Source organism: Micromonospora sp. NPDC049230 (assembly GCF_040647875.1).
In the GTDB taxonomy this organism is placed as follows: Bacteria; Actinomycetota; Actinomycetes; order Mycobacteriales; family Micromonosporaceae; genus Micromonospora.
The window spans coordinates 138,526-163,283 of the sequence record NZ_JBEZCZ010000005.1 but is presented as its reverse complement, the minus strand read 5'-3'; the positions used below and the strand labels follow the sequence as shown (position 1 = coordinate 163,283).

The window sequence follows — 24,758 nt, the reverse complement described above, 5'->3', positions numbered from 1 at the left end:
GATCCGGGCTTCGGAGGCGTTCCGGAAGCCCTCGGGAGGGCGGACCGCCGGTCGCGGCAACGCCGCGAACCGAGCCTGGGGAAGGTTGTCCACAGGCTGTGGATAGTTGCTCCACTGGTTGTGGACAACGCCGGCGGACACGGAATGCTTCCCGGCCCGCAGACACGGCGACGCCGGCCCGCAGACACGGCGACGCCGGCCCGGAGAACTCCTCCGGCCCGGCGTCGGTGTCGCCCGCGGTGGCGCTGGCCACCTACTGGTGCTGGATCAGCGCTTCGCGTGGTACTCGTCGACGATCTCCTGCGGGATACGACCCCGGTCCGAGATGTCCTTGCCGGCCTTCTTGGCCCACTCCCGGATCGCCTTGTTCTGTTCGCGATCGGCCGTCGCGCCGCCCCGACCGCGGGCAGCCCGTCCACCGATCACCACGCCGCCCCGGCCGACCTTGGTGCCGGCGCCCACGTACGAGGCAAAAGCGTCGCGCAATTTAGCCGCGTTGGCACTCGACAGGTCGATCTCGTACTGAACGCCGTCGAGGGCGAACTTGACGGTCTCGTCCGCGTCCCCGCCGTCCAGGTCATCGACCAGCTTGTGAATGATCTGCTTGGCCACGTCCCACATTCCTTTCGAGCAGGGCACTCCTGCTAACGAGAGCACAATAACCCCCGGAGTGCTTGCCGCGTCAATAGGATGCCGTTACGTCTCTGCGCGTGCCGGGCGCGACTACTCCGGGCGGACCAAGGGGAAGAGGATCGTTTCCCGAATTCCGAGGCCGGTCAGGGCCATCAACAGCCTGTCGATTCCCATTCCCATACCGCCAGCCGGCGGCATTCCGTACTCCATCGCCCGGAGAAAGTCCTCGTCGAGACGCATCGCCTCGTCGTCGCCACGGGCCGCCAGCTGCGCCTGGGCCACCAGCCGCTCCCGCTGCACGACCGGGTCGACCAGCTCGGAGTACCCGGTGCCCAACTCGAAGCCGAGCACGTAGAGGTCCCACTTCTCGGCCAGCCCCGGCTCGCTGCGGTGGGCCCGGGTGAGCGGGCTGGTCTCCTCCGGGTAGTCCCGCACGAAGGTGGGCGCCTCCAGGCTGGGGACGACCAGTTCCTCGAACAGTTCCTCGGCCAGCTTGCCGGGCCCCCACTTCGGGTCCACCGCCAATCCCACCTTGTCCGCGTACTCGACCAGGCGGGTTCGGTCGGTGCGGACCGTGACCTCCTCGCCGAGCGCTTCGGAAAGTACGCCGAACAGCGTGACCGACCGCCACTCGCCGCCCAGGTCGAACTCCCGCCCGTCGGCGTGGGTCACCACCATCGAGCCACTGACCGCGATCGCCGCCTGTTGCACGAGATTGCGGGTCAACTCGGCGATCGTGTCGTAGTCGCCGTACGCCTGGTACGTCTCCAGCATCGCGAACTCGGGCGAGTGCGAAGAGTCGACACCCTCATTACGGAAGTTGCGGTTGATCTCGAAGACTCGGTCGACACCGCCGACCACGGCGCGCTTGAGAAACAGTTCCGGAGCGATTCGCAGATACAGATCAGTACTCAACGCATTGCTGTGGGTCACGAACGGCCGGGCCGCCGCCCCGCCATGCAGCAGTTGCAACATCGGTGTTTCCACCTCGATGAAGCCCTGCCCGTGGAGTGAATCGCGCAGACTGCGTACGGTGGCGGCTCGGGTACGGACCATCTCCCGCGCCTGCGGCCGGACGATCAGGTCGACGTAACGCTGCCGGACGCGGGCCTCCTCGGAGAGCGGCTTGTGCGCCACCGGCAACGGTCGCAGCGCCTTGGCGGTCATCTCCCACTGCTGCGCCAGCACCGACAGCTCACCCCGGCGGCTGGTGATCACCTCACCGGTGACGCCGACGTGGTCGCCGAGGTCGACCAGGCGCTTCCAGGCCTCCAGCCGCTCCGGCCCGACCCGGTCCAGGGAGAGCATCGCCTGCAACTCGGTGCCGTCGCCGTCGCGCAGGGTCGCGAAGCACAGCTTGCCGGTGTTGCGTACGAAGATCACCCGGCCGGTGACCGCGACCTGGTCGCCGGTCGCGGTGTCGGTCGGCAGGTCGGCGTAGCGCGCCCGGACCTCCGCCAGGGTGGTCGTCCGGGCGAAACCGACAGGGTAGGGCTCGACGCCCTCGGCGAGCATCCGGTCCCGCTTCTCCCGGCGGACCTTCATCTGCTCGGGAAGGTCGTCGGCGGGGTCCACTGGCACGGCGTTCTGCTCGCTCACGGCACGCTTCCTCGTCAAGGGAGATACAGGGGGTCAGGCCCGAGCGTACTCAAGCGTTCCGGAGGCCGTTACCGGATAACCTGCCCGCCATGGTCGATCACACTCACGCCCTCTCGTTCGGGGCCGCAGCGAGCGATTATGATCGGTTTCGACCCCGCTATCCCGAGAAGGCGGTCGGTTGGGCCCTCGACGGGTTGAGCAACGCCCGGGTCGTCGATCTCGGCGCGGGCACCGGCATCCTGACCCGCGCCGTGCGGGCCCTGGGCCACCAGGTCGTACCCGTGGAGCCAGATCCGGGGATGCGGGCGCAACTCGCCCGCAGCACCCCGGGCACGACGGCCCTGGCGGGCAGCGCCGAGGCCGTGCCGCTGCCCGACGCGGCGGCGGACGCGGTGCTGGTCGGCACGGCGTACCACTGGTTCGACAGGGAGCCGGCGCACGCCGAGATCGCCCGGGTGCTGCGCCCCGGCGGCACCTTCGCCCCCATCTGGAACATCCGGGACGACAGCGTCGACTGGGTGGCGGAACTGGGCCGGATCGCCCACCTCGACGACAAGTCGGGCAACACCGTCACCGTGAAGTACGCGGACTTCGGCCCCTCGTTCGGCGCCATCGAGACGCGCGAGTTCGCACACCGCACGACCCGCACCCCGGACGAGCTACGCGGCATGATCCGCACCCGCTCCTACTGGCTCACCGCCTCCGAGACGGATCGGCGACGGGTCGAGGAGGAGCTGACCGAACTCCTGGCCACCCACCCCGACCTGGCCGGCCGGGAGACCGTCGAGCTGCCGTACCGGACGGTGGTGCTGCGCGCCCGACGGCACTGACGAGTCAGAGGTTGCGTTCGTAGACCATCCGGAGGCCGATCAGCGTGATCATCGGCTCGTGGTGGGTGATGGTGCGGCACTCGTTGATCACCAGGGAGGCCAGGCCGCCGGTGGCGATCACCGCCTTCACCTCACCCAACTCCTCGGTCATCCGCTCGACGATCCGGTCCACCTGCCCGGCGAACCCGAAGTAGAGGCCGGCCTGGAGGCACTCCACGGTGTTCTTGCCGATCACCGAACGGGGCTTGGTGGCCTCGACCTTGCGCAGTTGGGCGGCGCGGGCGGCCAACGCGTCGAAGGAGATCTCGATGCCCGGGGCGAACGCCCCGCCGAGGAACTCGCCCCGACCGCTGATCACGTCGAAGTTGGTGGTGGTGCCGAAGTCCACAACGATCGACGGCCCGCCGTAGAGGGAGTACGCGGCAAGCGTGTTCACCACCCGGTCGGCGCCCACCTCCTTCGGGTTGTCGATCGCCAACTGCACCCCGGTCCGCACACCCGGCTCGACGATCACGCTCGGCAGGTCCGCGTAGTAGCGGCCGAGCATGGTGCGCAGCGAGCGCAGCGCGGCCGGCACCGTCGAGCAGGCGGCCACGCCGGTGATCTCGACGTTGTCCCCGGCGAGCAGCCCCCGGAACATCAGACCCAACTCGTCCGCCGTCGAGCGGGCATCGGTCTTGATCCGCCAGGAGTGCACCAGCTTGTCGCCGTCGAAGGTCGCCAGCACGGTGTTGGTGTTTCCGATGTCGATGCAGAGCAGCACGCACGCAGCCTAGACAACCAGGGCCTGCGTCCAGGCCACTGGCCGCCCGCGGCGGGCCCGGCGCCACCGGGGCCCTACTCGGTGCGCAGGTCCAGCGCGATGTCCAGGATCGGCGACGAGTGGGTCAGCGCGCCCACCGAGAGGAAGTCGACGCCGGTGGCCGCATACCGCCCCGCCACCTCCAGGGTCAGTCCGCCGGTCGCCTCCAACTCGGCCCGGTCGCCCACGGCGGCCACCGCCTCGGCCAACACCTCCGGCGTCATGTTGTCGCAGAGCAGGAAGTCCGCGCCGGCCTCCACCGCCTCCACCGCCTCGTCGACAGTCGTCACCTCGACCTGCACCGGCACCTCCGGGAATGCCTCCCGGACCCGCCGGTACGCCGGTGTGATGCCTCCGGCCGCCAGCTTGTGGTTGTCCTTGATCATGGCCACGTCGTAGAGGCCCATCCGCTTGTTGGTGCCCCCGCCGGCGCGCACCGCGTACTTCTCCAGCGCCCGCAGGCCCGGCGTCGTCTTGCGGGTGTCCAGCACCATCGCCTTCGTGCCGGCCAACGCGTCCGCCCAGGCCCGGGTGTGGGTGGCCACCCCGGACATCCGACAGAGCAGGTTGAGCGCCGTCCGCTCGGCCGTCAGCAGCAGCCGGGTCGGGCCGGTCACCGTCGCCAGCACGTCGCCGCGGGCCACCCGCTCGCCGTCGCGGGCCGACACCGACACCTCGACGGTACGACCGAAGCCGGTCACCTCCCCCACCAGCTCGAACACGGCGGCGGCCACGGCCGTCCCGGCCAGCACACCATCCGCGCGGGCCACCAGGTCTGCGGTGTCGGTCTGCTCCGCCGGAATGGTGGCCACACTCGTGACGTCCAGGAAGTCCGGGCCCAGGTCCTCGACCAGCGCGGCCTCGATCACCTGACGCACCTGCACCGGATCCAGCCCGGCTGCCCGCAACGCCGCCTCTGTCGATCCCGTCAATGCCGTCTCCGTTCGCGACTGCGGGGCTCGCAAAACCGGCTCACTCCTCGCGCTCACTGTGAGTTCCCCTCCCACTCTTGGCCCACCCGGCCTCCTGCCCCGACCGACCCGACGAGGTGGCCCAGCCACCGCTCGTCGGCCGTCGGGAAGTCCTCCCGCCAGTGGCAACCCCGGGTCTCACCCCGCGCGTACGCGGCGGCGACAAGCGTCGACGCCACGGTGAGCAGGTTCGTCGCCTCCCAGTCGGCGGTCCGGGGCCGACCCCGGGCGACGCCCAACTCCCGCAGTGTCCCGGCCGCCTCGGCGAGCGTCGCCGCGGATCGGAGCACCCCGGCGCCCCGGGTCATCGCCCGTTGCAGGGTCGGCGTCGCCTCCGCGGGCAGCACCCAGCCCGCGCCTCCGCGCCAGGCGCCGGTGTCCGCCGGCTGCGCCTGCTCGGGCAGGCCGGCCGCGATGTCCTCGGCGATCCGCCGGGAGAAGACCAGGCCCTCCAGCAGCGAGTTGCTGGCCAGCCGGTTCGCGCCGTGCACACCCGTGCAGGCCACCTCGCCGCAGGCGTACAGGCCGGGGATCGAGGTGCGGCCCCGCAGATCGGTGCGGACGCCGCCGGAGGCGTAGTGGGCGGCCGGCGCCACCGGGATCAGGTCGGTCGCCGGGTCCACGCCGATCGCCAGGCAGGACGCCACGATCGTGGGGAACCGCCCGGCCAGGAAATCCCCGCCCAGGTGCCGTGCGTCGAGGAAGACGTGGTCCGCGCCGGTGGCCAGCAACACCCGGTGGATGCCCTTGGCCACCACGTCCCGGGGTGCCAGCTCGGCCAACTCGTGCTGGCCCACCATGAACCGCTTGCCATCGGCGTCCACCAGATGGGCGCCCTCGCCGCGCAGCGCCTCGGAGACCAGCGGCTGCTGCGCGTGCCCGGCGCCGGGCACTCCCGCGCCGGGCGGGGTGATCAGGGCGGTCGGATGGAACTGGACGAACTCCACGTCTGTCACCGCCGCGCCGGCCCGCAGCGCCAGAGCCACCCCGTCGCCGGTGGAGACCGCCGGGTTGGTGGTGGCCGCGAAGATCTGCCCCATCCCGCCGGTGGCGAGCACCACCGCACGGGCCAGCAGCGCGCCGACGCCGTCCTCGCTGCCCTCGCCGAGCACGTGCAGGGTGATCCCGCAGGCCGGGCCGAGCCCGTCCGGGCCGTCGCCCGGCGCGCGCAGCAGATCCAGGACCAGGGCGTGCTCGACCAGGCGGATCCACGGGTCGCGTTGCACCGCGGCGTGCAGGGCCCGCTGCACCTCCGCACCGGTGGCATCACCGCCGGCGTGCACGATCCGGTCCGCCCGGTGCCCGCCCTCACGGGTCAGCATCAGGGAGCCGTCCGGGTGGCGATCGAACTCGGCACCGACGCGCATCAACTCCCGCAGCCGGGTCGGGCCCTCCTCGACGAGCGCCCGGACCGCCGCCGGGTCGCAGAGCCCAACGCCGGCGATCTCGGTGTCGCGGGCATGTGCCGCGGGGGTGTCGGTCGGGTCGAGCACGGCGGCGATGCCGCCCTGCGCCCAGCGCGTCGAGCCGTCGTCGATGTTGACCTTGGTGACCACCGTGACGTGCAGGCCCGCCTCACGCAGGTGCAGCGCGGCGGTCAACCCGGCCACCCCGGAACCCACAACGATCACGTCGGTGGTCTCCACCCAGCCGGGCGCGGGCGCGGCCAACAACGCGGGCAGGGCCGGCAGGTCGACGGTGGGAAAGTCCATCCCCCCAGTCAACCCGAAGCATCCTCGCTCGGGGCGGCGGGGGCGCGACGAGTGTTTTGGGCTACCCCGTCCGGCACCGCCCGTGCCGCGCCGGCCGGCGGGCCGCTGTCACTTCGTCCGGATGGGAAGACCGGCCGGGCCCGCGCCCTTCAGCGAGGCGGTCACCGTACGGTCGCTGAGCCAGAGGTAACAGCGGACACCCCGGTCGCCGACCCGCCAGCGCCCCGCACCCGGTGGGCGGACCACCACACCGCTGCGCAAACGCAGTTTCGTGTCGTCCGGTACGCCCACGTACCGGCCGAGGATGCCACGACAGCCGGTGTAGAGCCGCGTCCAGTCGGCGCCCCGGGTCGGGTACGCCATCTCCGGTGCGCGCCACACCCCGACGAACTCGGCGTCGTGCTGTTGCGCGCACTCCACCGGGACCAGCGTCTGCACGCCCGCACCGGCCGCGGTGCGGGTCTGCTGGCAACCGAGCCGCAGCCCAGGTGCCCCCTTCAACGCGTCCCGCAGACTGCCCGACCGGACCACCACTGTGGCCGCGGACTCGACGGTGGTCAGCTCGGTGAGGTCGCACCGGAACCAACGGGAACCGGCCGTCCAGCCCGGCCCGGAGGGCAACGCCACCGACAACCGCAGCCGGCCGGCCCGCCAGTCGTCGCCCACGTACCCGGTCGCCCGGGTGTCGCACTCGGTGAACGCGCCCCGCAACTCCGCCGAGCCACCCGCCGGGACGCTCGACCGTTCGACCGGAAACGCCCCCACGTGCACGGTCTCCACCCGGTGCGGGCCGGCGCAGTCCACCGGCTCGTAGGCGGCGAGGGTGACCACATCGGTGAAGTCGGCGGCCTGGCAGACGCCGGCGGCCGGGGTGAACGCCGACGCCTGCGGCAGGGCCGCCCAGTCGTCGGTCAGGTCACCGTCCAGGTCACCGGACCCGGCACAGCCCGCCAGCAGCACCGCCGCCACGGCGGCGGCGAACAGGGTCGTCGTGGCACTGCGCATAGCGGCCTCCCCCAGCCACCGACCGGCTTCCGCCAGCGCGCCAAGGGTAACCGGTAATGACCTTCTGGTAACAGACCGGAATCTCGTCGCGCGAGATCAGACTCCGGACACGGCGAACGGGCTGGGCACCGGATCTCCGGCCATGCCCGGTGCCACACCGGCCGGGTCCCCGCCCAACTCGATCACCCGGTTGTCGGCGTCCACGTGCACCACCAGTGGCCGGTACGACCGCGCCTCGGCGTCGTCCATCTGGCCGTACGAGATCAGGATGACCAGGTCACCGGGGTGCACCAGGTGCGCGGCGGCACCGTTGATGCCGATCACGCCGCTGCCCCGCACTCCGGGGATCACGTACGTCTCCAGCCGGGCACCGTTGGTGATGTCCACGATCGCCACCTGCTCGCCGGGGAGCAGGTCGGCGGCGTCGAGCAGATCCTCGTCCACCGTCACGGAACCGACGTAGTGCAGGTCGGCCTGGGTCACGGTGGCTCGGTGGATCTTCGACTTGAGCATGGTCCGGAACATCGGGGTGGCCTTTCGGGGATTGGTGGAGGGTGGCGGCCGGGTCAGGGGCGCGGGGCGAGGTGGACGGCCGCGTTGTCGATCAGGCGGGTGGCACCCACCCACGCGGCGATCACCAGCCGCGCCGGCCCGCTGACCGGCCCCGGCTCCAGCTCGGGATCGGTGAGCACCAGGTAGTCGAGGCGTGCTCCCGGCGTACCGGCGCCGAACGCGGTGTGCGCGGCGGTCAGCACCGCACCCGCGTCCAGGCCGTCCTCGGCGGCCCGGGCACCGGCCCGCAACGCGGCGGACAGGCTCAGCGCGGCGGCCCGCTCCGACTCGCTCAGGTAGCGGTTGCGGCTGGACAGCGCCAACCCGTCCGGCTCCCGGACGGTCGGCACGCCGACCACCTCGACCGGCACGTCCAGGTCCCGGGTCATCCGCCGGACCAGGGTGAGCTGCTGGTAGTCCTTCTCGCCGAAGAACGTCAGGTCCGGTCGGGTGAGCTGGAGCAGCTTCAGCACCACGGTGAGCACGCCGTGGAAGAAGCCGGGGCGGCTCGCGCCCTCCAACTCCGCGCCGAGCGGGCCCGGGTCGAGGCGTACGCGGGGTTGACCGTCCGGGTACATGTCCGCCACCGACGGGGCGAAGACGAGGTCCGCGCCCGCCCGCCGGCACACCTCCAGATCGGCGTCGAGGGTGCGCGGGTACCTGTCGAAGTCCTCGTTCGGCCCGAACTGCAACGGGTTCACGAAGATCGTCACCAGCACGTGGTCGGCCTGTTCCCGGGCCGCGCGCAGCAACGTCTCGTGCCCGGAGTGCAACGCGCCCATCGTCATCACCACACCGACGGTGCCCTTCAGCCCGGCCCGGGCCTCGGCCAGTTCGGCGCGCGTGTGCACGAGCTGTGTCACGGTGCTCCCCTCGGTGTGCGACTGTGGGGCTCGCAAGATCGGCTCACTCCTCGCGCTCACGCGGCCACCTCCCGGGCGGTGTCGGCGAGCACGCCGAGCAGCGACTGCGCGTCCACCGGCCGCAGTCGGCCGGCGGCGATCGCCCGGTCGGCGGTACGCCGGGCCAACGCGAGATAGGCGGGGACGGACTCCGGTGCGGTGGCGGCCAACCGGGCCAGGTGCCGCTGGACGGTGCCCGCGTCGCCCCGCGAGACCGGGCCGGTCAACGCGTCGTCGCCGAGCCGCAGCGCGTTTTCCAGGGCGGCCCGCAGCAGCGGGGCCAGCACCTTCTCCGGTCGGGCCACCCCGGCGTCACGCAGCCGGTCGGTCGCCTCGTTCACCAGGGTCACCAGGTGGTTAGCGCCGTGGGCCAGCGCGGCGTGGTACAGCGGGCGGTCCGACTCGGCCACCCATTCGGGCACCCCACCCAGGTCGGCGACCAGCCGGGCGGCGAGGGGGCGCAACTCCGCCGGGGCGGTCACCCCGTACGAGATGCCGTCCAGCCGGGCCAGGTCGTCCGGCGTACCGGTGAAGGTCATCGCGGGGTGCAGGGCGAGCGGGCGGGCGCCGACCGCGGCGGCCGGCCCCAGCACGGCCAGGCCGTGCGCGCCCGAGGTGTGCGCGACGATCTGGTCCGGACGCAGCGCGCCCCGCTCCGCGAGGTCGGCCACCACACCGGCCAACGTGTCGTCCGGCACCGCGATCAGCAGCAGGTCGGCGGCGGCCTGGGCGACGGCGGCAGCCGGGCGGCGGGGCACCTCGGGCAGCAGCAGGGCGAGGCGGGCCCGGCTGGCCCCGGAGTCGCCGGAGACGGCGACCACCCGGTGCCCGGCGGCGACGAGTGCGGCACCCAGGACTGCTCCGACCCGACCGGCGCCAACGACACCGACGGTGAGCAGACGGGAGGGAGGGGCGCCGGTGACGGCGCGGTCCCGCGGTGTGGCAGGCCCAAACTGGGCGGCCGGGCGCGGGCGCAGCGGTGCGCTCATGACGACGATCCAGTCCACGAGAAGGGGTACCGGTCGATCGCAAGTATGCGCCCGCGTCACGGGGCCGAAACAGGAGTGTGAAAACGTTCACCACCGAAGGAAGGGCCCGGTGGTGAACGGTCGGGCTCAGCCCCGGGGCCGTCGTGAGCGTGCGTAGTTCGGTAGCCACCTCGGCGATCAGGTCGGCGAACGAGCCGCCATCGCTCTCGGGGCCGACCCAGCGGGCGAGCGCCACCCGGAAGACCATCACGCCGGACTCGGTCGCCAGAGCGGCGGTCGTCTCGCTGAGGCCCTTGGCACGCAGAGCGGCGGCGACCGCGGCCGTCAGCGAGTTCGTCTTGCGCAGCTCACGCTCCTGCGACTCGGGACTACCGGCAATGATCCACTGGCGCATCCGGACCAGTTCGAGGCGGTTGGTGAAGATCTGCTCCCCCACCTGGCGGAAGGCGGCGACCACCGCCTCGAACGGCCCGGCGTCCGTCTCGGCGCCGAGGTACGCCGTGGCGACCTGTCCGACCTCGACGCGCTTCGGGCGGAGGCAGCCAGCTCCGACGGAGTGATCCATCTGTCGTTCCGCCACGACCTCCTGGTGAGCGGCGACCTGGCCGCCGCAGCCGAGGTCGACCTGGCGGCTCTCACGGCACTCGCCGACGGTCTGGCCGGCTCCGGCAAGCCCCTGGTCGGCACGGGCGGGACCGCCATGCTCGTGATGAGCGGCATCGTCGGCCGCCCCGGCACCGAACACGACCCCTTCCCCACCGGTGGCTACCGGATCGACGCGGACAACTTCGTGGCTGGCCTCGCCTCCCGCGGGGTGCGCTCCTCCGTCGTCCGGCTCCCCGTCGTGCACAGCTCTCTGGACCACGTCGGCTTCATCACCGCCATCATCGCGTCGGCCCGGCAGCACGGGTACGCCGCGTACGTCGGTGAGGGCACCAACCAGTGGCCGGCGGTGCACACGCTCGACGCGGCCGAGCTCTACCGACTCGCCCTGGAAAGGCCCCGGCCGGTGCGCGCCTGCACGCTGTCGGCGACGCAGGAGTCCCCTTCCGGCAGATCGCCGAGACCATCGGCCGCAACCTCGACATCCCGGTCCGGAGCATCAGCCCCGACAAGGCGCACGGCTACTTCGGCTTCCTCGGATCGATCGCGCAGCTGGACAACCCGACGTCGTCCGCCGTCACGCGCGAGTTGCTCGGCTGGACCCCCGACCACCCCGACCTGATCGCCGACCTGGACGCGGGGCACTACTTCTTCCGGGCGTGAACCACGACCGCGCGGCCGGGGACCACGAGTCGCGCCGGAACCGGTGACCGTAGGGTCGGCACTGTGACACACCCTGAACGCGGAGTGAACTGATGCCGGTCCGGTGGCGGGACGCGATGAGCCGGGCCCTCTACGGGCCGCACGGCTTCTTCGTCGCCGACGCCGGGCCGGCGGACCACTTCCGGACCAGCGTGCACGCCTCCCCGGCCTTCGCCACCGCGCTGCTACGGCTTGTCTCTCAGGTCGACGCGACCCTCGGCCACCCTGACCGACTCGATGTTGTCGACGTGGGTGCCGGGCGAGGGGAACTGCTGCGTGCGATCCACCAGGCCGTCGGGGTTGCGGTCAGGGTTTCCGCCCGGCTGTCGCCCGACGAGCCGTCGCTGGTCGCCGTTCGTCCGTCGCTCGCGGAGCGGGTGCGCTTCACAGCAGTGGAGTACGCGAACCGCCCCGACAACCTGCCCGAAGAGATCAACTGGACAGCCGAGATCCCCGAGGGGATCACCGGATTGTTGATCGCCACCGAGTGGCTGGACAACGTCCCCCTGGACATGGCGGCACACACCGAGGACGGCTGGCGATACCTGCTGGTCGACCCCGCAAGCGGCACCGAAACGATTGGTGACCCGGTCAGTCCCGCTGATCTCGACTGGTTGACGAAGTGGTGGCTGAGCCCCGCGAGCCCACCCAGCACTGACAGTGCCCCGAGTCCGGGGGTGTCCGGGACAGACCCGACCAGCGGAAGCGAGTCGGGTTTCGGGGCAGCCCGGCCGGCGCAGGGATCAAGCCTGACCGCCCGGAGCCGGCCGGGCTGCCCCGAAACCCCCCACAGCGACTACCAACGAGCCGAAATCGGAAGGACGAGGGACGAAGCCTGGGCCGACGCGATAGACAAGATCGAACGAGGGCTGGCGGTCGCCGTCGACTACGGGCACCTGCGGGAGAGCAGGCCCGTCGACGGGACGTTGACCGGTTACCGGGCTGGGCGGCAGGTGCCTCCGGTGCCGGACGGGTCGAGTGACGTGACAGCGCACGTCGCCATGGACTCGGTCGCCTCCGCCGGTGCGGCGGTCGCCCGGTGTGCGTACTCCCTGATCTCGCAGGCCGAGGCGCTGCGGGCGCTCGGGGCCGACGGTGGCCGACCGCCGCTGAGCATGGCCGGCACCGACCCGGCGGGGTACGTGCGGGCGTTGGCCGCCGCGTCGTCGGTGGCCGAGCTGACCGACCCGGCCGGGCTCGGCGGGCACCTGTGGCTGCGCCAACCGGTCGGCATCCCGCACGAGCCGGGCGTGGCACGATGACGGGCATGACCACCGACGCCGGGGACCTTCGTGAACTGACCGTCGGCACCGGGGCCGGGCTGATCGCCGGCACCGGCGACCAGCAGCTCGGCACCGACATGGTGCTGAACATCGGCCCGCAGCACCCCTCCACGCACGGTGTGCTGCGGCTGAAGCTAGTGCTCGACGGGGAGCGGGTGGTCGCCTGCGAACCGATCGTCGGTTACATGCACCGGGGTGCGGAGAAGCTCTTCGAGGTACGCGACTACCGGCAGATCATCGTGCTGGCCAACCGGCACGACTGGCTCTCGGCGTTCTCCAACGAGCTGGGTGTGGTGCTCGCCGTGGAACGCCTGATGGGCATGGAGGTGCCGGAGCGGGCCACCTGGCTGCGGATGGCCCTCGCGGAGCTGAACCGGGTGCTCAACCACCTGATGTTCCTCGGCTCCTACCCGTTGGAGATCGGGGCGATCACGCCGATCTTCTACGCCTTCCGGGAACGGGAGACCATCCAGGCGGTGATGGAGGAGGTCTCCGGCGGCCGGATCCACTACATGTTCAACCGGGTGGGCGGCCTCAAGGAGGAGGTGCCGTACGGGTGGACCGGCCGGGCCCGCGCGGCCATCGGCGAGGTCCGCCGCCGGTTGCCCGACCTGGACCACCTGATCCGGCGCAACGAGATCTTCCTGGCCCGCACCGTGGGCGTGGGCGTGCTGTCCGCCGCCGACGCCGCCGCGTTCGGCGCGTCCGGCCCGGTGGCCCGCGCCTCCGGGCTCGACCTGGACCTGCGCCGCGACGACCCCTACCTGGCCTACGACGAGTTGGACGTGCCGGTGGTCACCAAGACCGCCGGGGACTGCCACGCCCGCTTCGAGGTGCTGCTGGACCAGGTGTACGCGTCGCTGGACCTCGCCGAGCAGTGCCTGGACCGGGTGGACCGGCTGACCGGGCCGATCAACACCCGGCTGCCGAAGGTGCTCAAGGCGCCGGAGGGGCACACGTACGCCTGGACGGAGAACCCGCTCGGCATCAACGGCTACTACCTGGTGTCGCGGGGTGAGAAGACGCCGTGGCGGTTGAAGTTGCGCACCGCCTCGTACGCGAACGTGCAGGCGTTGGCCACCCTGCTCCCGGGCTGCCTGGTGCCGGACCTGATCGCGATTCTCGGTTCGATGTTCTTCGTGGTCGGCGACATCGACAAGTGAGCCGGGCAGCCTGAGGTGTCAGCGCCAGTGCTCTGCGGGCGGGGTGCCGCCGGCACGCGGCACGTCGTCCTGCGGCGGGTAGCCGTAGCGCTCGTCGACCCGGCGCCGGCCGGTCCGCTCGGGTGCGGGTTCCGCCTGGTGGCCGCGCTGGCGCGGAGGACGCCACTCGTCCGGCACCGGCACCCCGCCCACCGGTAGCGCCGGGCGGCCCGCCGGTTCGGCCCGCCAGCCGCCGTCGCGATCGTGCCGACGCGCCGGCTCGTCCCGCTGGTACGACTCGCGCTCCTCATGCCGGCGCGGCTCCTCGTGCCGGCGCGGCTCCTCGTGCCGGCGCGGCTCCTCGTGACGGCGCGGCTCCTCATGCCGGCGCGGCTCCTCATGCCGGCGCGGCTCCTCATGCCGGCGCGGCTCCTCGTGCCGGCGCGGCTCCTCATGCCGGCGCGGCTCCTCGTGCCGGACGGCGGCCCAGCGGTCGGCCATCCGGTACTCGGTGCCTGTCGCGTCGGTGCGCACCTCGGCCCGGCGTTCGCCGACCCGCAGTTCGTGGCCGTCCTCGTCGTCGCGGACGGCGGCCCACCGGTCACCGGCCCGCAACTGCGACCAGTACTCGCCCGTGTCGTCGGCCCGCAGGGCCGGCCCGGGCTGCGGAGCGGCAGCGCTGGCCCGATCGCGCCGCTCCGACCAACCGCGCTCGTCCGGGTTGTCCCAGGAGCCCGAGGTCGGCCTCTGCTGCGGCCGGGCGGCCGGGCCGGGCTCGTCGTACGTGTCGCGCGGATCGGTCCACTCCGGCTCGTCGCGGCGACCCGTCCAGCCCGGCTCGTGCCCGTCCGCTTCCCGCGCGCCGCTCCACTCGGGCCCGCCACCGGTCGGGGGCTGCGGCCCCCGCACCCGGTTGTCACCGGGGCGAGCCCGGTCGTCGCCGTACCCGGCCCGCGGGCGCTCCCCCGGCTCACCCGCCGGTCGACCGGCAGTGCGGGCACGCTCATCCACACCGCCACCCCGGGTCCACTCCTGCGCCGGCGGGGTCCACCGGCCCGGGTGCTCGGCGCCGTAGCGCCCACCCGGCTCGGCGCCGTATCGCCCCGGCTCGGCGCCGTAGCGCCCACTCGGCTCGGCGGGCCCGCCGTCGACCACAGTGTGCCGGGTGGTGACGTGCACGGTTTCGGTGTGCCGGACCACGCCGAGGGGTCGGTGCGCCGGTTCGGGGCGGTCGTGCTCCTGGCGACGCGCTGAGCCGTACGTGGCGTCGGCTGGTCGTTGTGCGCCGTACGTGCCCGCCGTCGCCCGCGGCTCGGCGGCCTCCCGGGGGTGGGCCGGTCCGTCGTCCGGATGTGCGGGCTGACCCCACCGGGACGCGTCGTCCGGGCCGGACACCCGGGCGCGGCCCGGCGGCGCGTCACCCGGTGCCGAAACGCGGCTACGGGCCGCCGGAGCGTCGTCCCCCGGCGGCTCGACGCTCGGCACCCGCGCCCGGCCGGCACCCGCCGGCTCCGCCACCGGAGCGGCGGCGGCAGCGACGGGTGCGGCGGCGGCAGCGACGGGTGCGGCACCGACGGGAGCGGCACCGCTGGCGTCGAGACGGCGGCGGACGGCGGCGATCCCCTCCTGTGCCCGGTGTGCCTGGTCGAGGGCCTGACTACCGCGCTGCGCGGCGCTCGCGATCTGGGTACGCAGCTCCTCGATCTCGTCCTGTAGCTCGTCGGCCCGGGCCGAGGCACCGGCATCGTCGGCCCGCAGCGCGATGGAGAGGCCGATCAGCACCACGGAGACGATGGCGAGCACCGCGGCGAAGCGCAGCGGGCCGTTACCGTCGGCGACCAGCAGGATCAGCGCCGCGACCGGCGCGAGAGCCACCCCCGCCCAGAAGAGCACTGTCAGCAGCGATGGTCGACGCCGGGTGTCAGAGGTGACCGGGGCTGGCATGGATGTGCAGCCTACCGACGAGGTTCGTCGGAGGGAACGGGGTCCCCGGACGCGCGGACGCCCCCGCCCGGTCGGGGCGGGGGCGTCCGTGGCACGCCCGGTGAGGGCTCAGCTGGTGGCGAACGCGCCGTCCGAGGAGAAGATCAGGCCCACGCTGATCGAGCCGTCCCGCAGACCGCTCTTGGTCAGCGGTCCGCCCTGGTCCAGTGAGGAGAACGAGCCGACCTTCAGCCCGTACGTCTTCTCCAGGCCCGGCTTGCAGAACGGACGCTGCTCGCACTCCGGCGGGCCGCCCAGCTTCGTCGCGCTGCCCGAGCACTTCGCGGCGAACTCGGAGAGGGTCCGCACGCCGTGCTTGTCGGCGAACTCCTGGGTGACGGCGAAGGCGTTCTGGTCCTGCGCTGCGGCCGGAGCGCCGAAGGTGAGGCCCACCTTGTCGCCCTCAGCCTTGAGCGCGGTCACCGTGGTGTTGATGTCGGGCGAGGAGATCGGCGGAGGAGTGCCGCCCTTGGCCTTGGTGTTGAGGAACTCGGCCATCGTCGCCGCGTACTCCGGGACGACCTGGATCTCGCCCTTCACCAGCGCCGGCTCGTACAGCTCGCGGTTGCCGATCTGCTGCACCTTGACCTGGTAGCCGGCGGCGGTGAGCGCGATCCGGTACAGCTCGCCCAGGATCTGGCTCTCGGCGAAGTTGGCGGCGCCCACCACGATGTCGCCGCCCGACCCCTTGGCGATGCCCGCGGTGATGTTGTTGGCGCTGGCGAACTCCTCGGCCGCCACCTTGGCGGTCTTGCGGTCCTCGTTGACGGCCTTGTTGAGCTGGATCAGCTTCGGCGTGTCGAGGGCCGCGGAGACCTTGTCCAGTGCGGCGATCAGCTGCGGGTTGGCCGCCTTGCTGTTGACCGCGGGAATGACGTTGTCGGAGTTCTGGAGCTTCTTGTCGTCCTGAAGAGCGATGAGCTGCTTGCCGGCGACCGGGGCGCACCCGGCGCCGGAGGCGCTCTGCTGGGGTGCGTCGGTGCCGGACGAGCCGGCGTCACCACAACCGGTGAGAAGCGCTGCCCCGGCGACGGCGCCGATGGCGCCGATCGCCAGACGTGTACGTGCGCGCATGTGCCCGCCTTCCGTGTCCCGGCGCGGCCCGTCCCGGGCCGGCCGCGTGTCCGACGGGCGATCCTGACTGTCGGTCGCCCGCGAATGTCCACCCAACATGCTCCGCAACCGACCGACAACCTGGGATGGACTTCGTCACCCCATCGTCACCGATCGGACCGGTGTCGGTGGCCAGCTTGACGCGGGGCTCACCCGGACGGGTCAGGCGTGCCCGGTGGCGTCCGCGGCTCGGGGCCGACCCAGCCGCTGTCGCCCGCGCCGCAGCGGGCGGGGGGTGACCAGGCGTTCGACACCGCCGAGGACCACCTCGGCCAGCAGCGCCAGACCGGCCACCAGCACACCGCCGGCGACGATCTGCCCGCCGCCGGCCGCGATACCGATGCCGAAGCCGGTCCGGATGATCTGGCCGAGGCCGCCGCCGTTGACGAACGAGGCCAGCGCGGCGGTCGCGATCACCTGGACCGCGGCGGTCCGGAAGCCGGCGGCCAGGTAGGGCACCGCGAGCGGCAACTCGACGCGGCGCAGCAACTGCCCGCCGGACAGGCCCATCCCCCGGGCCGCGTCGCGGGCCTCAGGGTCCACCTGCCGCACCCCGGTGTACGCGTTGGCCAGCAGCGGCGGCACGGCGAAGACGGCGAGCGCCACCACGACCGGCGTCCGCCCGAAGCCGCTGGCGAAGGCCACCGGCAGGATGGTCAGCAGGGCCAGGGTGGGGATGGCCAGGGTGGCGTTGGACACCAGCACCACCAGGCCACCGCCCCGGCCGAGGTGCCCCAGCCAGAGCCCCAGCGGCCAGGCCACCAGGCAGCCGAGCGCCACCGCCAGGGCCGAGATCGTCAGGTGTTCGCCGAGGCGGTCCAGCATGCCGCCCGGGTTGGTCCAGTTGAGTGGGTCGTTGATCCAGGTGATCGCCTGGCCGATCGGGTTCTCCGCGACGGTCACCGTGCCCTCCGGGCGGACCAGGGGGTCACCAGCCGGGCGACCAGGACGAGCAGGAGGTCGAGCACGAGTGCGAGCGCCACGCAGAGCAGGGCGGCGGTCATGATCTCCGCCTTGTAGAGGTTGTTCTGGAAGCCCGCGAAGATCAACTGCCCGAGGCCGCCGTGCCCGACCAGGACGCCGACTGTGACCAATGCCACCGTCGAGACGGTCGCCAGTCGTACGCCGGTCACGATGCCCGGGAGCGCCAACGGCAGGTCGATCCGGAACAGCCGACCCCACCGGCCGTAGCCCATCCCCTCGGCTGCCTCGCCGACCTCCGGGGGCACCTGGTTGAGCCCGGCCACCACGTTGCGCACGATCAGCAGCAGCGCGTAGAGGACCAGCCCGACCAGCACTGTGGTCGTTCCGGTGCCCAGGTAGGGCGCGATGAACGCGAAGAGCGCCAACGACGGGATGGTGTAGACGATCCCGCTGACGGCGAGGATCGGACCGGCGAGCGGCCGGAACCAGTACGCCAGCACGGACAACGGCAGAGCGATCAACACGGCCAGCAGCACCGCCCGCCCGGTGAGGGTGGCGTGTTCACGCACGGCGGCGAGGATCGTGTCAGAGTTGTCCCGCACGTACTGCCAGGAGAACCAGGGGTTACCCGGGTCGGCCCGGTAGCTCAGGCGGAAGGACATACGTGGACGTTACCCCGGAGGCTGCCGGCGTGGCCTCATCCCCTCGCGCGGCGTCGATCTCCCTACAGGGCATCCAGAAGCGCTACCCGAACGGCACCGAGGCCGTGCGGGACCTCAGCCTGGACGTCCGGGCCGGCGAGCTGGTGGTGCTGATCGGCCCGTCCGGCTGCGGCAAGTCGACGGTACTGCGCATGATCAATCGCCTGATCGAGCCGACCGCCGGCCGGATCACGCTCGGCGACGAGGACGTCACGGACGCCGACCCGGTGCGACTGCGCCGCCGCATCGGGTACGTGATCCAGAACGTCGGCCTGTTTCCACACCAGACGGTCCGGACCAACGTAGCCACAGTGCCGGGCCTGCTCCGGTGGCCCAAGCGCCAGACCCGGGCCCGGGTCGACGAGTTGCTCGACCTGGTCGGGCTGGATCCGGCCCAGTTCGGCGGCCGCTATCCGCACGAGCTCTCCGGCGGCCAGCGGCAGCGGGTCGGGGTGGCCCGCGCGCTCGCCGCCGACCCGGTGGTGCTGCTGATGGACGAGCCGTTCTCGGCCGTCGACCCGATCGTCCGGACCCGACTCCAGGAGGAGTTCCTCCGGCTTCAGGCCGAGGTCCGTAAGACGATCGTCCTGGTCACCCACGACCTCGACGAGGCGGTCCGGCTCGGCGACCGGATCGCGGTGCTCTCCGAGGGCGCGCACCTGGAGCAGTACGACACGCCTGCCGCGCTGCTCGGCGCACCAGCCACCCCGTTCGTCCGCGAGTTCGTCGGGGCCGACCGGGGCATCCGCCGGCTGGCGGTGACCCCACTCGACCGGGAGTTACTGGAACCCGTACCCGGCGACGCGGCGGCGGACCTGCCCACAGTGGCACTGGACGGCACCGCGTACGACGCGCTGGCGGTGCTGCTCACCTCGGGACGGGACCAGCTCGTGGTGACCGACGCCGGCCGACCGGTGGGTGCGCTCAGTCGACACCGCCTGCTCGACCTGGGCCGAGCGCCGAACTGACCGGACGGATGACCGGGCTGCCGCCGTCGGCGGCCCGGTCCCGGCCGCCCGCGCCGGGCCAGCTCAGGCGCGACCGCCGAGGCTGGCGGTGCCGATGATCCAGCCGGTGAGGAAGCCGTAGCCGGCGCCGGTGCTGGCGTCCCGCAGGGCGACCAGCAGTGACGGATCCGGGCCGAGCAGCGCCGCCAACACGGCGGCGAGCCCGCCGGCGAGCACGTACGCGGCCCAGCCGGAGAGGAACTGGCTGACCGAGCCGGGCACCCGGGCCACCTGCGCGGCGGGCAGCAGGTAGAGCAGCGCCACCGCGAGGACCACCAGCAGCACGGCGCGCAGGTCGGCGGCGAACAGACCGCCGGCCTGCCCGTCCGCGTGCAGCCGCCAGGCCGGCCACGCGAGCAGGCGCAGGTAGAAGGCGCCGCCCGAGTCCGGGTCGGTCTGGGTGGCGGCCCAACCGGTGTACGCCGGACTGCCGCAGATCCCGACCAGCAACAACACGGCGAGCGCGCCGGTGCCGGCCGCCGTACCGTAACGGCTGACCGGGCCGGAGCGGTGGAAGAACGACGCCATTCGCCCAGGCCCCGAACCCGTCGTTCGGGCGGACCTGGGCTGCCCCGAGCGGCTCAGTGCTTCAGCAGGTAGTCGATGAAGGCGGCCCGCAGCAGCGGCGCGGACTCCTCATAGCCGTGACCGGTCAGCTCCCGCCACAGCGCGTTGGCCTCGTCGATGGTCGGGCCGATCGAGTTCGGTGCGCCGTCCAGCACCGTGGCCTCGTCCGCGTTCGGCAGGTGCCGCAGCACCGACCAGTAGAACTTGACGTCGCGACGCTCCCGGGCCAGGGCGAACGCCCGCTCCCGCAGTTCCTCGGTGGACAGCGCGTCGAGTTCGGCGAACGAGGTTCCGCCGGGGGCGGCGGCAGGTGTGTCGGTCATGTCGCCGAGCCTAACTGTCGAGATCAGCTCCGGCTCGGCGGACGCCACCGTGGTCACCGCTCGTCGACGTCCCACCGACGCGGGCTGTCCTCCCAGCGCGGATCCCGCCACGGGTCGACCGGTTGCGGCGCGGCCGGCGTCGGCAGCGTCGGAGGCCAGTTGTCGACGGACTGGGACTGCGGCATGGTCCAACCCGTGCTGATCGTGCCGTCGGCGACCGGTTCGGATTTGTCGGTGCTGCCGGGTCGGGGCCGACCGAACGTCTCGACCAGCCGGGTGACCAGCAGCCCGACGCCCAACACGACGCCCCCGACCGCCCAGGTGCTCACCGTCCAGCCCCGCTCCGGCGCGTACGCCTGGAAGACGGTGACCAGGCTGACCGCCAGCACCGTGCCGAACACACCGCCCCGACGGCCGTACGCGCTGGTGCCGGCGAGCAGGGCCACGCCGATCGCCAGGACCGTCCAGTCCAGCCCCGAGGTGGGTGCCACCGGCTCGGGATGGTCGGCCGCGATCAGCACACCGGCGAGGGCGGCCAACACGGTGGAGCCGACCAGCGCGGCCGCGGCGACCACGACGGCGACCGCGCCCCGCCGACGGGCCGGGTCGGCGACCGGCCGATAGCGGCCGACCAGGCGACGGATCGCCCGGATCGCGCCGAACAGCCCGCCGAGGACGGCCACCGCCGCGAAGCCGGCGAAGAGGTATCCGGCGCTGCGCCCCGGGTCGTAGTCGCCCTGCACCAGCACCGGCGCCGAACGGCGTTCGATGAACACCACCACACCGGCCGCGCCGGCCAGGCTGGCGGCCCACGCCGGCACGTGCAGCACCACCACGACCAACGCCAGCGCGAGCCCACCCAGCGCGGCGACCGCCACGGCCGGGCCGACCGACGCCGGCAGGCCCCGATCACCCTGCTCGGCGTAGTGCAGGGCGGTGGCGACCGCGACCGGCCCGACGGCCAGGTTCGGTGCCGCGGTACGCAGGCTCAGCCCGGCGGCCAGGGCGAGCAACCCCAACCCGACCGCGTCGACGAGCAACGTGCGCAGGTTGTCGGCGCGCAGGGCGGCCTGGTCCTCCCGCCAGAGCAGCCAACCCAGGGCCGCCAGCCCGGCCAGCAGCACGAACTCCCAGACCAGCTGCACGGCGACCCGGTCCCGGCCGGGCTCACCGTGGGTGGGGTCGTCGAAGACGTTCTCCAGGACGGCGGCGGGCACCCCGGACGAGGGCTCCGCCGAGCGGTCCCGGCCCGCTTCTTCGTACCCCATGACGCCGCCTCCCCAGTGGCCCGGCCGTCCCCGGTCCGGCGCGCGGACGGACCGTGGGCGGCCCTTGCTCTCCGATCGCAGGCACCGTACCCGCGCCCGGAGCCGGGCGTAACCCCCTGCTCAGCGCTGGCCGGGACGGCTCTCCCGTGGGTCCTGTTCGTGTTCGTCATCCGGGCGGTCCGGCACCCGGCAGGAGTGCTCCAACCACAGCGCGGCACCCACCAGAGCCAGCGAGGCGAGCAGGCCCGCGCCCGCGGCCGGTCGATCGTCCAGGGCAGCGCGTGTGGTCTCCAGGAAGAGCCAGCCGGCGAGCCCCGCGTAGAAGCCGGCGAAGATGGCCGCGGCCAGCGCCGACGCCTTGGCCAACACCACGAAGCGGGCGACCAGCAGTGGGTTGACCGCGTCCCGACCGGGCTTGCGCTCGATCCGGCCCCGGGTGTTGATCGCGGCGTACGCCTCCAGCACGGCCAGCCCGGCCAGCGTCACCACCGGCAGCCAGGGCAGCCGGGGGATGCCGCTGTAATAGAAGGAGCTGATCAGCAGCCAGGCCACCGCCGCCGCGGCCAGGGCGGCCACGACCAGTGTCGAGATCCGGGTGGGGCCCATCCGGGACCGGTCCGGGTCGGACCCGCCCGGTGGTGGGGACTTCGCCTGCGTCATGCCGGCCGGCTCCGCTCGGTCATGCCGTCGACTCTAACGCCAACTCCGGCCGGGGACGCAGTTCCAGCGCGTCGGCCGCTGCGGGGCCGGTGGTGAGCAGGTCGGTCAACCAGCCGTGACCGGGCAGCCGACCGTACGGCTGGATGTCGATCCACGGCCGCAGCACGAAGGCGCGCAGGTGCGCCCGAGGGTGCGGCAGCGTCAGCTCCTCGTCGTCGCTGAGTACCGGCTCGTCGTCGTCGCCCCAGACCGCGATCACGTCCACGTCCAGGGTGCGCGGCCCGAACCGCCGCTGCGGGTCACGGACCCGACCGGCCGCACGCTCCGCGTCGCGAGCCCGCTCCAGCCAGTCGCGCGGGGTCGCGCACGCGTCCTGGGCGAGCAACACCGCGTTGAGGTACGCGGGCTGGTCGGCGTCGCCCCACGGTGGAGTCTCGTACACCCCGGAGAGCACGAGTACGGTGTCGCCGAACGTGGCGACGGCAGTGCGCAGGTGGCCCAGCCGGTCGCCCAGGTTGCTGCCGAGCGACAGCACCGCCCTGGTCACTGGGCCCGCGTCCGGGTCATGGTGACGGCCACGTCGGTGAACGCGTGCGGCACCGGCGCCTCCGGCTTGTGCACCGTGATCGTGGCGGTGCCCACCCGCTCGTCGGCCAGGCAGACCGCGAGGAGTCGATCGGCCAGGGTCTCGATCAGGTTCACCGGCTCGCCGGTCACCACCGCGACCAGGCGCTCGGCCAGCTCGCCGTAGTGGACGGTGTCGATGACGTCGTCGCTGGCCGCCGCCGGGGTCAGGTCCATCTCCAGGACGGCGTCGACCACGAAGTCCTGCCCCTGGACCCGCTCGAAGTCGTACACCCCGTGTCGGCCGTGGGCCCGCAGGCCGGTCAGGTGGATCCGGTCGGTCGTCATCGCCGTACCTCCTGCTCGTGGTCGTGTCGTGCCCGCCCTTTGCCGTGCGACGGCACGGCCAGGCGCGGCCTGCCGGTCGCGGCCCAGACCGCGAGGGCGTCGGCGGTGGCCCGCACGTCGTGCACGCGGACACCCCAGGCTCCCGCGGCGACCGCGAGCACGCTGGTGGCCACCGTGGCCGCCTCCCGCTCGGCGGTCGGTCGTGGGGTACCGTCCGGGGCGGCGAGCAACCCGCCGAGGTACGACTTGCGGCTGGCCCCGAAGAGCAGTGGGCAGCCGAGGTCCAGCAGCTCCGGCAGACGGGCGCTGAGTTCCCAGTTGTGGGCGGCGGTCTTGGCGAAACCCAGCCCCGGGTCGACGATGATCCGATCGGCGGCCACCCCGGCGGCCAGCGCCGCGTCGATCCGTTGGGCCAGTTCGGCCCGCACGTCGGCCACCACGTCGGTGTAGTGGGCCAGCTCGCGCATCGCGCGGGAGTGGCCACGCCAGTGCATCAACACCCAGGGGCAGTGCGCGTCGCGGACCACGCGGGCCATGTCCGGGTCGGCCAACCCACCGGAGACGTCGTTGACCACCGCCGCCCCGACGGACAGGGCGGCCTCGGCCACCCGTGCGCGGCTGGTGTCGATGCTGACCGCCACGCCGGCGGCGGTCAGCTCGCGGATGACCGGCAACACCCGGGCCACCTCGGTCGCGGCGTCGATCCGCTCGGCGCCCGGACGGGTCGACTCACCGCCGATGTCGACAAGGTGCGCACCGGCATCGCGCAGACGGACGCCGTGTCCGACGGCCGAGTCGAGGTCGGCGTACCGTCCGCCGTCGGAGAAGGAGTCCGGTGTGACGTTGAGGACGCCCATCACCACCGGGCCCGAGGCCCGCACCAGATCGGTCACGACTAGACGGTACCGGTCGCGGCGACGGCGCCAATCGACCCGGGTCGGCTCCCGCCGGGCATCTCTGACGTGCTCATTAGAACAGGTGTACGATCGGTCATCCGGGCAGCATCGGGCAGCCTCTTCGCGGCTTGTCGCAATCCGGGGCGGCCCGTACGCTTTGGAATTGGCCAGCATCGAGATGGCGAAGCTTGGAGGGAGGGCCGAAGCGGGAAAAATCCGCCCAAACATCGCCACGCTACGTGGTGAGTAACGAACGCAGGGTCAAGAACGCTGCGCCCTGTGGAGCAGATTTCCGCCAGGCTCGCCTTTTGCACCGCCGCGGCACCGCCGGCCGCGCTATGGGGAGGTTCCAGTGATCGCCTTCGAGCTCATGGAGACGGCGTCGTCCGGCGTCGCCCACGCGCTCTCCACCCTGGCGTCGACTCCGCTCGCCGAGCCGGCACCGAAGGGGATCGACACCAACAGTGTGGTCACCTTCTTCGCCAGCAAGATCGCGCCGATCCTGCTGGCCGTCCTGGGCGTCATCTTCATCGGCCGGGCCAGCCGGGGCGAGATCTCCAAGGTGCTGACCAGCTCCGCGATCGCGATCGTCGGGCTCGCCTTCATCGCCGGCGCGGCAACACTCTTCTTCGTCGGCGATTACCTGATCGACCTGATCTTCGAATAGGCGCGTTCACCA

Annotated in this window: 26 protein-coding genes; 6 read left to right on the top strand and 20 right to left on the bottom strand. The window is 72.6% G+C overall.

What is annotated here, in order from left to right; genetic code table 11:
• Positions 1–267 precede the first annotated feature (267 nt).
• Positions 268–612: an Lsr2 family protein gene (locus AB0A95_RS06595; protein WP_110563841.1), complete on the bottom strand. Its 345-nt coding sequence runs from the start codon at positions 610–612 to the stop codon at positions 268–270.
• A 111-nt stretch (positions 613–723) separates the two neighbouring features.
• Positions 724–2,232: a lysine--tRNA ligase gene (gene lysS / locus AB0A95_RS06590; protein ID WP_357554632.1), complete on the bottom strand. Its 1,509-nt coding sequence runs from the start codon at positions 2,230–2,232 to the stop codon at positions 724–726.
• Between the two features lie 89 nt (positions 2,233–2,321).
• Between lysS and AB0A95_RS06585 the strand changes: the two genes are divergently transcribed.
• The gene (locus AB0A95_RS06585) at positions 2,322–3,062 is read left to right on the top strand and encodes a class I SAM-dependent methyltransferase (protein WP_357554631.1); all 741 of its coding nucleotides are present in this window, start codon (positions 2,322–2,324) and stop codon (positions 3,060–3,062) included.
• Positions 3,063–3,066: 4 nt separating this feature from the next.
• Here the strand turns inward: AB0A95_RS06585 and AB0A95_RS06580 are convergent, their stop codons facing one another.
• From AB0A95_RS06580 to AB0A95_RS06550, 7 genes are all read right to left on the bottom strand, one after another.
• Positions 3,067–3,825 (bottom strand): type III pantothenate kinase, encoded by a 759-nt coding sequence (locus AB0A95_RS06580; protein WP_357067967.1) that lies wholly within the window; start codon positions 3,823–3,825, stop codon positions 3,067–3,069.
• A gap of 74 nt (positions 3,826–3,899) precedes the next feature.
• A complete protein-coding gene (nadC, locus tag AB0A95_RS06575; protein ID WP_357554630.1) occupies positions 3,900–4,796 on the bottom strand; it encodes a carboxylating nicotinate-nucleotide diphosphorylase in 897 nt (298 codons plus the stop codon).
• A gap of 53 nt (positions 4,797–4,849) precedes the next feature.
• The gene (locus AB0A95_RS06570; protein ID WP_357554629.1) at positions 4,850–6,547 is read right to left on the bottom strand and encodes an L-aspartate oxidase; all 1,698 of its coding nucleotides are present in this window, start codon (positions 6,545–6,547) and stop codon (positions 4,850–4,852) included.
• A 108-nt stretch (positions 6,548–6,655) separates the two neighbouring features.
• Positions 6,656–7,552, bottom strand: a complete 897-nt coding sequence (locus tag AB0A95_RS06565) for a septum formation family protein (RefSeq protein WP_357554628.1) — start codon at positions 7,550–7,552, stop codon at positions 6,656–6,658.
• A 96-nt stretch (positions 7,553–7,648) separates the two neighbouring features.
• Positions 7,649–8,077 carry an aspartate 1-decarboxylase gene (gene panD / locus AB0A95_RS06560; RefSeq protein WP_357554627.1) on the bottom strand — a complete coding sequence of 143 codons (429 nt, stop codon included), beginning with the start codon at positions 8,075–8,077 and terminating at the stop codon, positions 7,649–7,651.
• A gap of 41 nt (positions 8,078–8,118) precedes the next feature.
• Positions 8,119–8,967, bottom strand: a complete 849-nt coding sequence (gene panC / locus AB0A95_RS06555; protein WP_357554626.1) for a pantoate--beta-alanine ligase — start codon at positions 8,965–8,967, stop codon at positions 8,119–8,121.
• A 56-nt stretch (positions 8,968–9,023) separates the two neighbouring features.
• Positions 9,024–9,995, bottom strand: a complete 972-nt coding sequence (locus tag AB0A95_RS06550) for a Rossmann-like and DUF2520 domain-containing protein (protein WP_357554625.1) — start codon at positions 9,993–9,995, stop codon at positions 9,024–9,026.
• A gap of 556 nt (positions 9,996–10,551) precedes the next feature.
• On the opposite strand from AB0A95_RS06550, the gene AB0A95_RS06545 reads away from it, so the two are divergent.
• The 3 genes from AB0A95_RS06545 to AB0A95_RS06535 all read left to right on the top strand — a co-directional run bounded on the left by AB0A95_RS06545 (position 10,552) and on the right by AB0A95_RS06535 (position 13,746).
• Positions 10,552–11,220 carry a hypothetical protein gene (locus AB0A95_RS06545; RefSeq protein WP_357554624.1) on the top strand — a complete coding sequence of 223 codons (669 nt, stop codon included), beginning with the start codon at positions 10,552–10,554 and terminating at the stop codon, positions 11,218–11,220.
• Positions 11,221–11,353: 133 nt separating this feature from the next.
• Positions 11,354–12,562: an SAM-dependent methyltransferase gene (locus AB0A95_RS06540; RefSeq protein WP_357554623.1), complete on the top strand. Its 1,209-nt coding sequence runs from the start codon at positions 11,354–11,356 to the stop codon at positions 12,560–12,562.
• On the top strand, positions 12,559–13,746 hold the full coding sequence (locus AB0A95_RS06535; protein ID WP_181539454.1) for an NADH-quinone oxidoreductase subunit D: 1,188 nt from the start codon (positions 12,559–12,561) through the stop codon (positions 13,744–13,746). Before AB0A95_RS06540 ends, AB0A95_RS06535 begins: the two co-directional genes overlap by 4 nt.
• Before the next feature lie 18 nt (positions 13,747–13,764).
• Here the strand turns inward: AB0A95_RS06535 and AB0A95_RS06530 are convergent, their stop codons facing one another.
• The 4 genes from AB0A95_RS06530 to AB0A95_RS06515 form a co-directional block, all read right to left on the bottom strand.
• Positions 13,765–15,669 carry a hypothetical protein gene (locus tag AB0A95_RS06530; protein ID WP_357554622.1) on the bottom strand — a complete coding sequence of 635 codons (1,905 nt, stop codon included), beginning with the start codon at positions 15,667–15,669 and terminating at the stop codon, positions 13,765–13,767.
• Between the two features lie 108 nt (positions 15,670–15,777).
• A complete protein-coding gene (locus tag AB0A95_RS06525; RefSeq protein WP_357554621.1) occupies positions 15,778–16,782 on the bottom strand; it encodes a glycine betaine ABC transporter substrate-binding protein in 1,005 nt (334 codons plus the stop codon).
• A 201-nt stretch (positions 16,783–16,983) separates the two neighbouring features.
• Positions 16,984–17,724 carry an ABC transporter permease gene (locus tag AB0A95_RS06520; protein ID WP_357554620.1) on the bottom strand — a complete coding sequence of 247 codons (741 nt, stop codon included), beginning with the start codon at positions 17,722–17,724 and terminating at the stop codon, positions 16,984–16,986.
• The gene (locus AB0A95_RS06515) at positions 17,721–18,407 is read right to left on the bottom strand and encodes an ABC transporter permease (RefSeq protein WP_357067938.1); all 687 of its coding nucleotides are present in this window, start codon (positions 18,405–18,407) and stop codon (positions 17,721–17,723) included. Before AB0A95_RS06515 ends, AB0A95_RS06520 begins: the two co-directional genes overlap by 4 nt.
• A gap of 29 nt (positions 18,408–18,436) precedes the next feature.
• On the opposite strand from AB0A95_RS06515, the gene AB0A95_RS06510 reads away from it, so the two are divergent.
• Positions 18,437–19,414 (top strand): ATP-binding cassette domain-containing protein, encoded by a 978-nt coding sequence (locus AB0A95_RS06510; RefSeq protein ID WP_357554619.1) that lies wholly within the window; start codon positions 18,437–18,439, stop codon positions 19,412–19,414.
• Positions 19,415–19,477: 63 nt separating this feature from the next.
• On the opposite strand, the gene AB0A95_RS06505 is transcribed toward AB0A95_RS06510, so the two are convergent.
• The 7 genes from AB0A95_RS06505 to folP form a co-directional block, all read right to left on the bottom strand.
• The gene (locus AB0A95_RS06505; protein WP_357554618.1) at positions 19,478–19,981 is read right to left on the bottom strand and encodes a hypothetical protein; all 504 of its coding nucleotides are present in this window, start codon (positions 19,979–19,981) and stop codon (positions 19,478–19,480) included.
• Between the two features lie 53 nt (positions 19,982–20,034).
• Positions 20,035–20,343: a hypothetical protein gene (locus tag AB0A95_RS06500; protein WP_030489956.1), complete on the bottom strand. Its 309-nt coding sequence runs from the start codon at positions 20,341–20,343 to the stop codon at positions 20,035–20,037.
• Positions 20,344–20,396: 53 nt separating this feature from the next.
• Complete coding sequence (locus tag AB0A95_RS06495) at positions 20,397–21,611, bottom strand: ABC transporter permease (RefSeq protein WP_357554617.1); 1,215 nt, start codon at positions 21,609–21,611, stop codon at positions 20,397–20,399.
• Positions 21,612–21,731: 120 nt separating this feature from the next.
• Positions 21,732–22,271: a DUF3180 domain-containing protein gene (locus AB0A95_RS06490; RefSeq protein WP_357554616.1), complete on the bottom strand. Its 540-nt coding sequence runs from the start codon at positions 22,269–22,271 to the stop codon at positions 21,732–21,734.
• A gap of 19 nt (positions 22,272–22,290) precedes the next feature.
• Positions 22,291–22,818: a 2-amino-4-hydroxy-6-hydroxymethyldihydropteridine diphosphokinase gene (folK, locus tag AB0A95_RS06485; protein WP_357554615.1), complete on the bottom strand. Its 528-nt coding sequence runs from the start codon at positions 22,816–22,818 to the stop codon at positions 22,291–22,293.
• Entirely contained in the window at positions 22,815–23,183 is a 369-nt protein-coding gene (gene folB / locus AB0A95_RS06480) for a dihydroneopterin aldolase (RefSeq protein ID WP_357554614.1), read from the bottom strand. The genes folK and folB overlap by 4 nt, the downstream gene beginning before the upstream one ends.
• Positions 23,180–24,076 (bottom strand): dihydropteroate synthase, encoded by an 897-nt coding sequence (gene folP / locus AB0A95_RS06475; RefSeq protein ID WP_357554613.1) that lies wholly within the window; start codon positions 24,074–24,076, stop codon positions 23,180–23,182. The genes folB and folP overlap by 4 nt, the downstream gene beginning before the upstream one ends.
• A 355-nt stretch (positions 24,077–24,431) precedes the next feature.
• On the opposite strand from folP, the gene AB0A95_RS06470 reads away from it, so the two are divergent.
• Positions 24,432–24,746, top strand: coding sequence for a hypothetical protein (locus tag AB0A95_RS06470; RefSeq protein WP_074315118.1), 315 nt, complete (start codon positions 24,432–24,434; stop codon positions 24,744–24,746).
• Positions 24,747–24,758: the final 12 nt, after the last annotated feature.

Excerpts from the sequence above, each read along its gene's own strand:
- AB0A95_RS06550 (WP_357554625.1), bottom strand. The coding sequence starts at position 9,995 with ATGAGCGCACCGCTGCGCCCGCGCCCGGCCGCCCAGTTTGGGCCTGCC.
- AB0A95_RS06515 (WP_357067938.1), bottom strand. The coding sequence starts at position 18,407 with ATGTCCTTCCGCCTGAGCTACCGGGCCGACCCGGGTAACCCCTGGTTC.
- AB0A95_RS06535 (WP_181539454.1), top strand. The coding sequence starts at position 12,559 with ATGACGGGCATGACCACCGACGCCGGGGACCTTCGTGAACTGACCGTC.
- AB0A95_RS06565 (WP_357554628.1), bottom strand. The coding sequence starts at position 7,552 with ATGCGCAGTGCCACGACGACCCTGTTCGCCGCCGCCGTGGCGGCGGTG.
- AB0A95_RS06505 (WP_357554618.1), bottom strand. The coding sequence starts at position 19,981 with ATGGCGTCGTTCTTCCACCGCTCCGGCCCGGTCAGCCGTTACGGTACG.
- AB0A95_RS06530 (WP_357554622.1), bottom strand. The coding sequence starts at position 15,669 with ATGCCAGCCCCGGTCACCTCTGACACCCGGCGTCGACCATCGCTGCTG.
- AB0A95_RS06570 (WP_357554629.1), bottom strand. The coding sequence starts at position 6,547 with ATGGACTTTCCCACCGTCGACCTGCCGGCCCTGCCCGCGTTGTTGGCC.
- AB0A95_RS06490 (WP_357554616.1), bottom strand. The coding sequence starts at position 22,271 with ATGACGCAGGCGAAGTCCCCACCACCGGGCGGGTCCGACCCGGACCGG.
- AB0A95_RS06500 (WP_030489956.1), bottom strand. The coding sequence starts at position 20,343 with ATGACCGACACACCTGCCGCCGCCCCCGGCGGAACCTCGTTCGCCGAA.
- AB0A95_RS06585 (WP_357554631.1), top strand. The coding sequence starts at position 2,322 with ATGGTCGATCACACTCACGCCCTCTCGTTCGGGGCCGCAGCGAGCGAT.
- AB0A95_RS06495 (WP_357554617.1), bottom strand. The coding sequence starts at position 21,611 with ATGGGGTACGAAGAAGCGGGCCGGGACCGCTCGGCGGAGCCCTCGTCC.
- folB (WP_357554614.1), bottom strand. The coding sequence starts at position 23,183 with ATGACGACCGACCGGATCCACCTGACCGGCCTGCGGGCCCACGGCCGA.
- AB0A95_RS06525 (WP_357554621.1), bottom strand. The coding sequence starts at position 16,782 with ATGCGCGCACGTACACGTCTGGCGATCGGCGCCATCGGCGCCGTCGCC.
- panD (WP_357554627.1), bottom strand. The coding sequence starts at position 8,077 with ATGTTCCGGACCATGCTCAAGTCGAAGATCCACCGAGCCACCGTGACC.
- AB0A95_RS06540 (WP_357554623.1), top strand. The coding sequence starts at position 11,354 with ATGCCGGTCCGGTGGCGGGACGCGATGAGCCGGGCCCTCTACGGGCCG.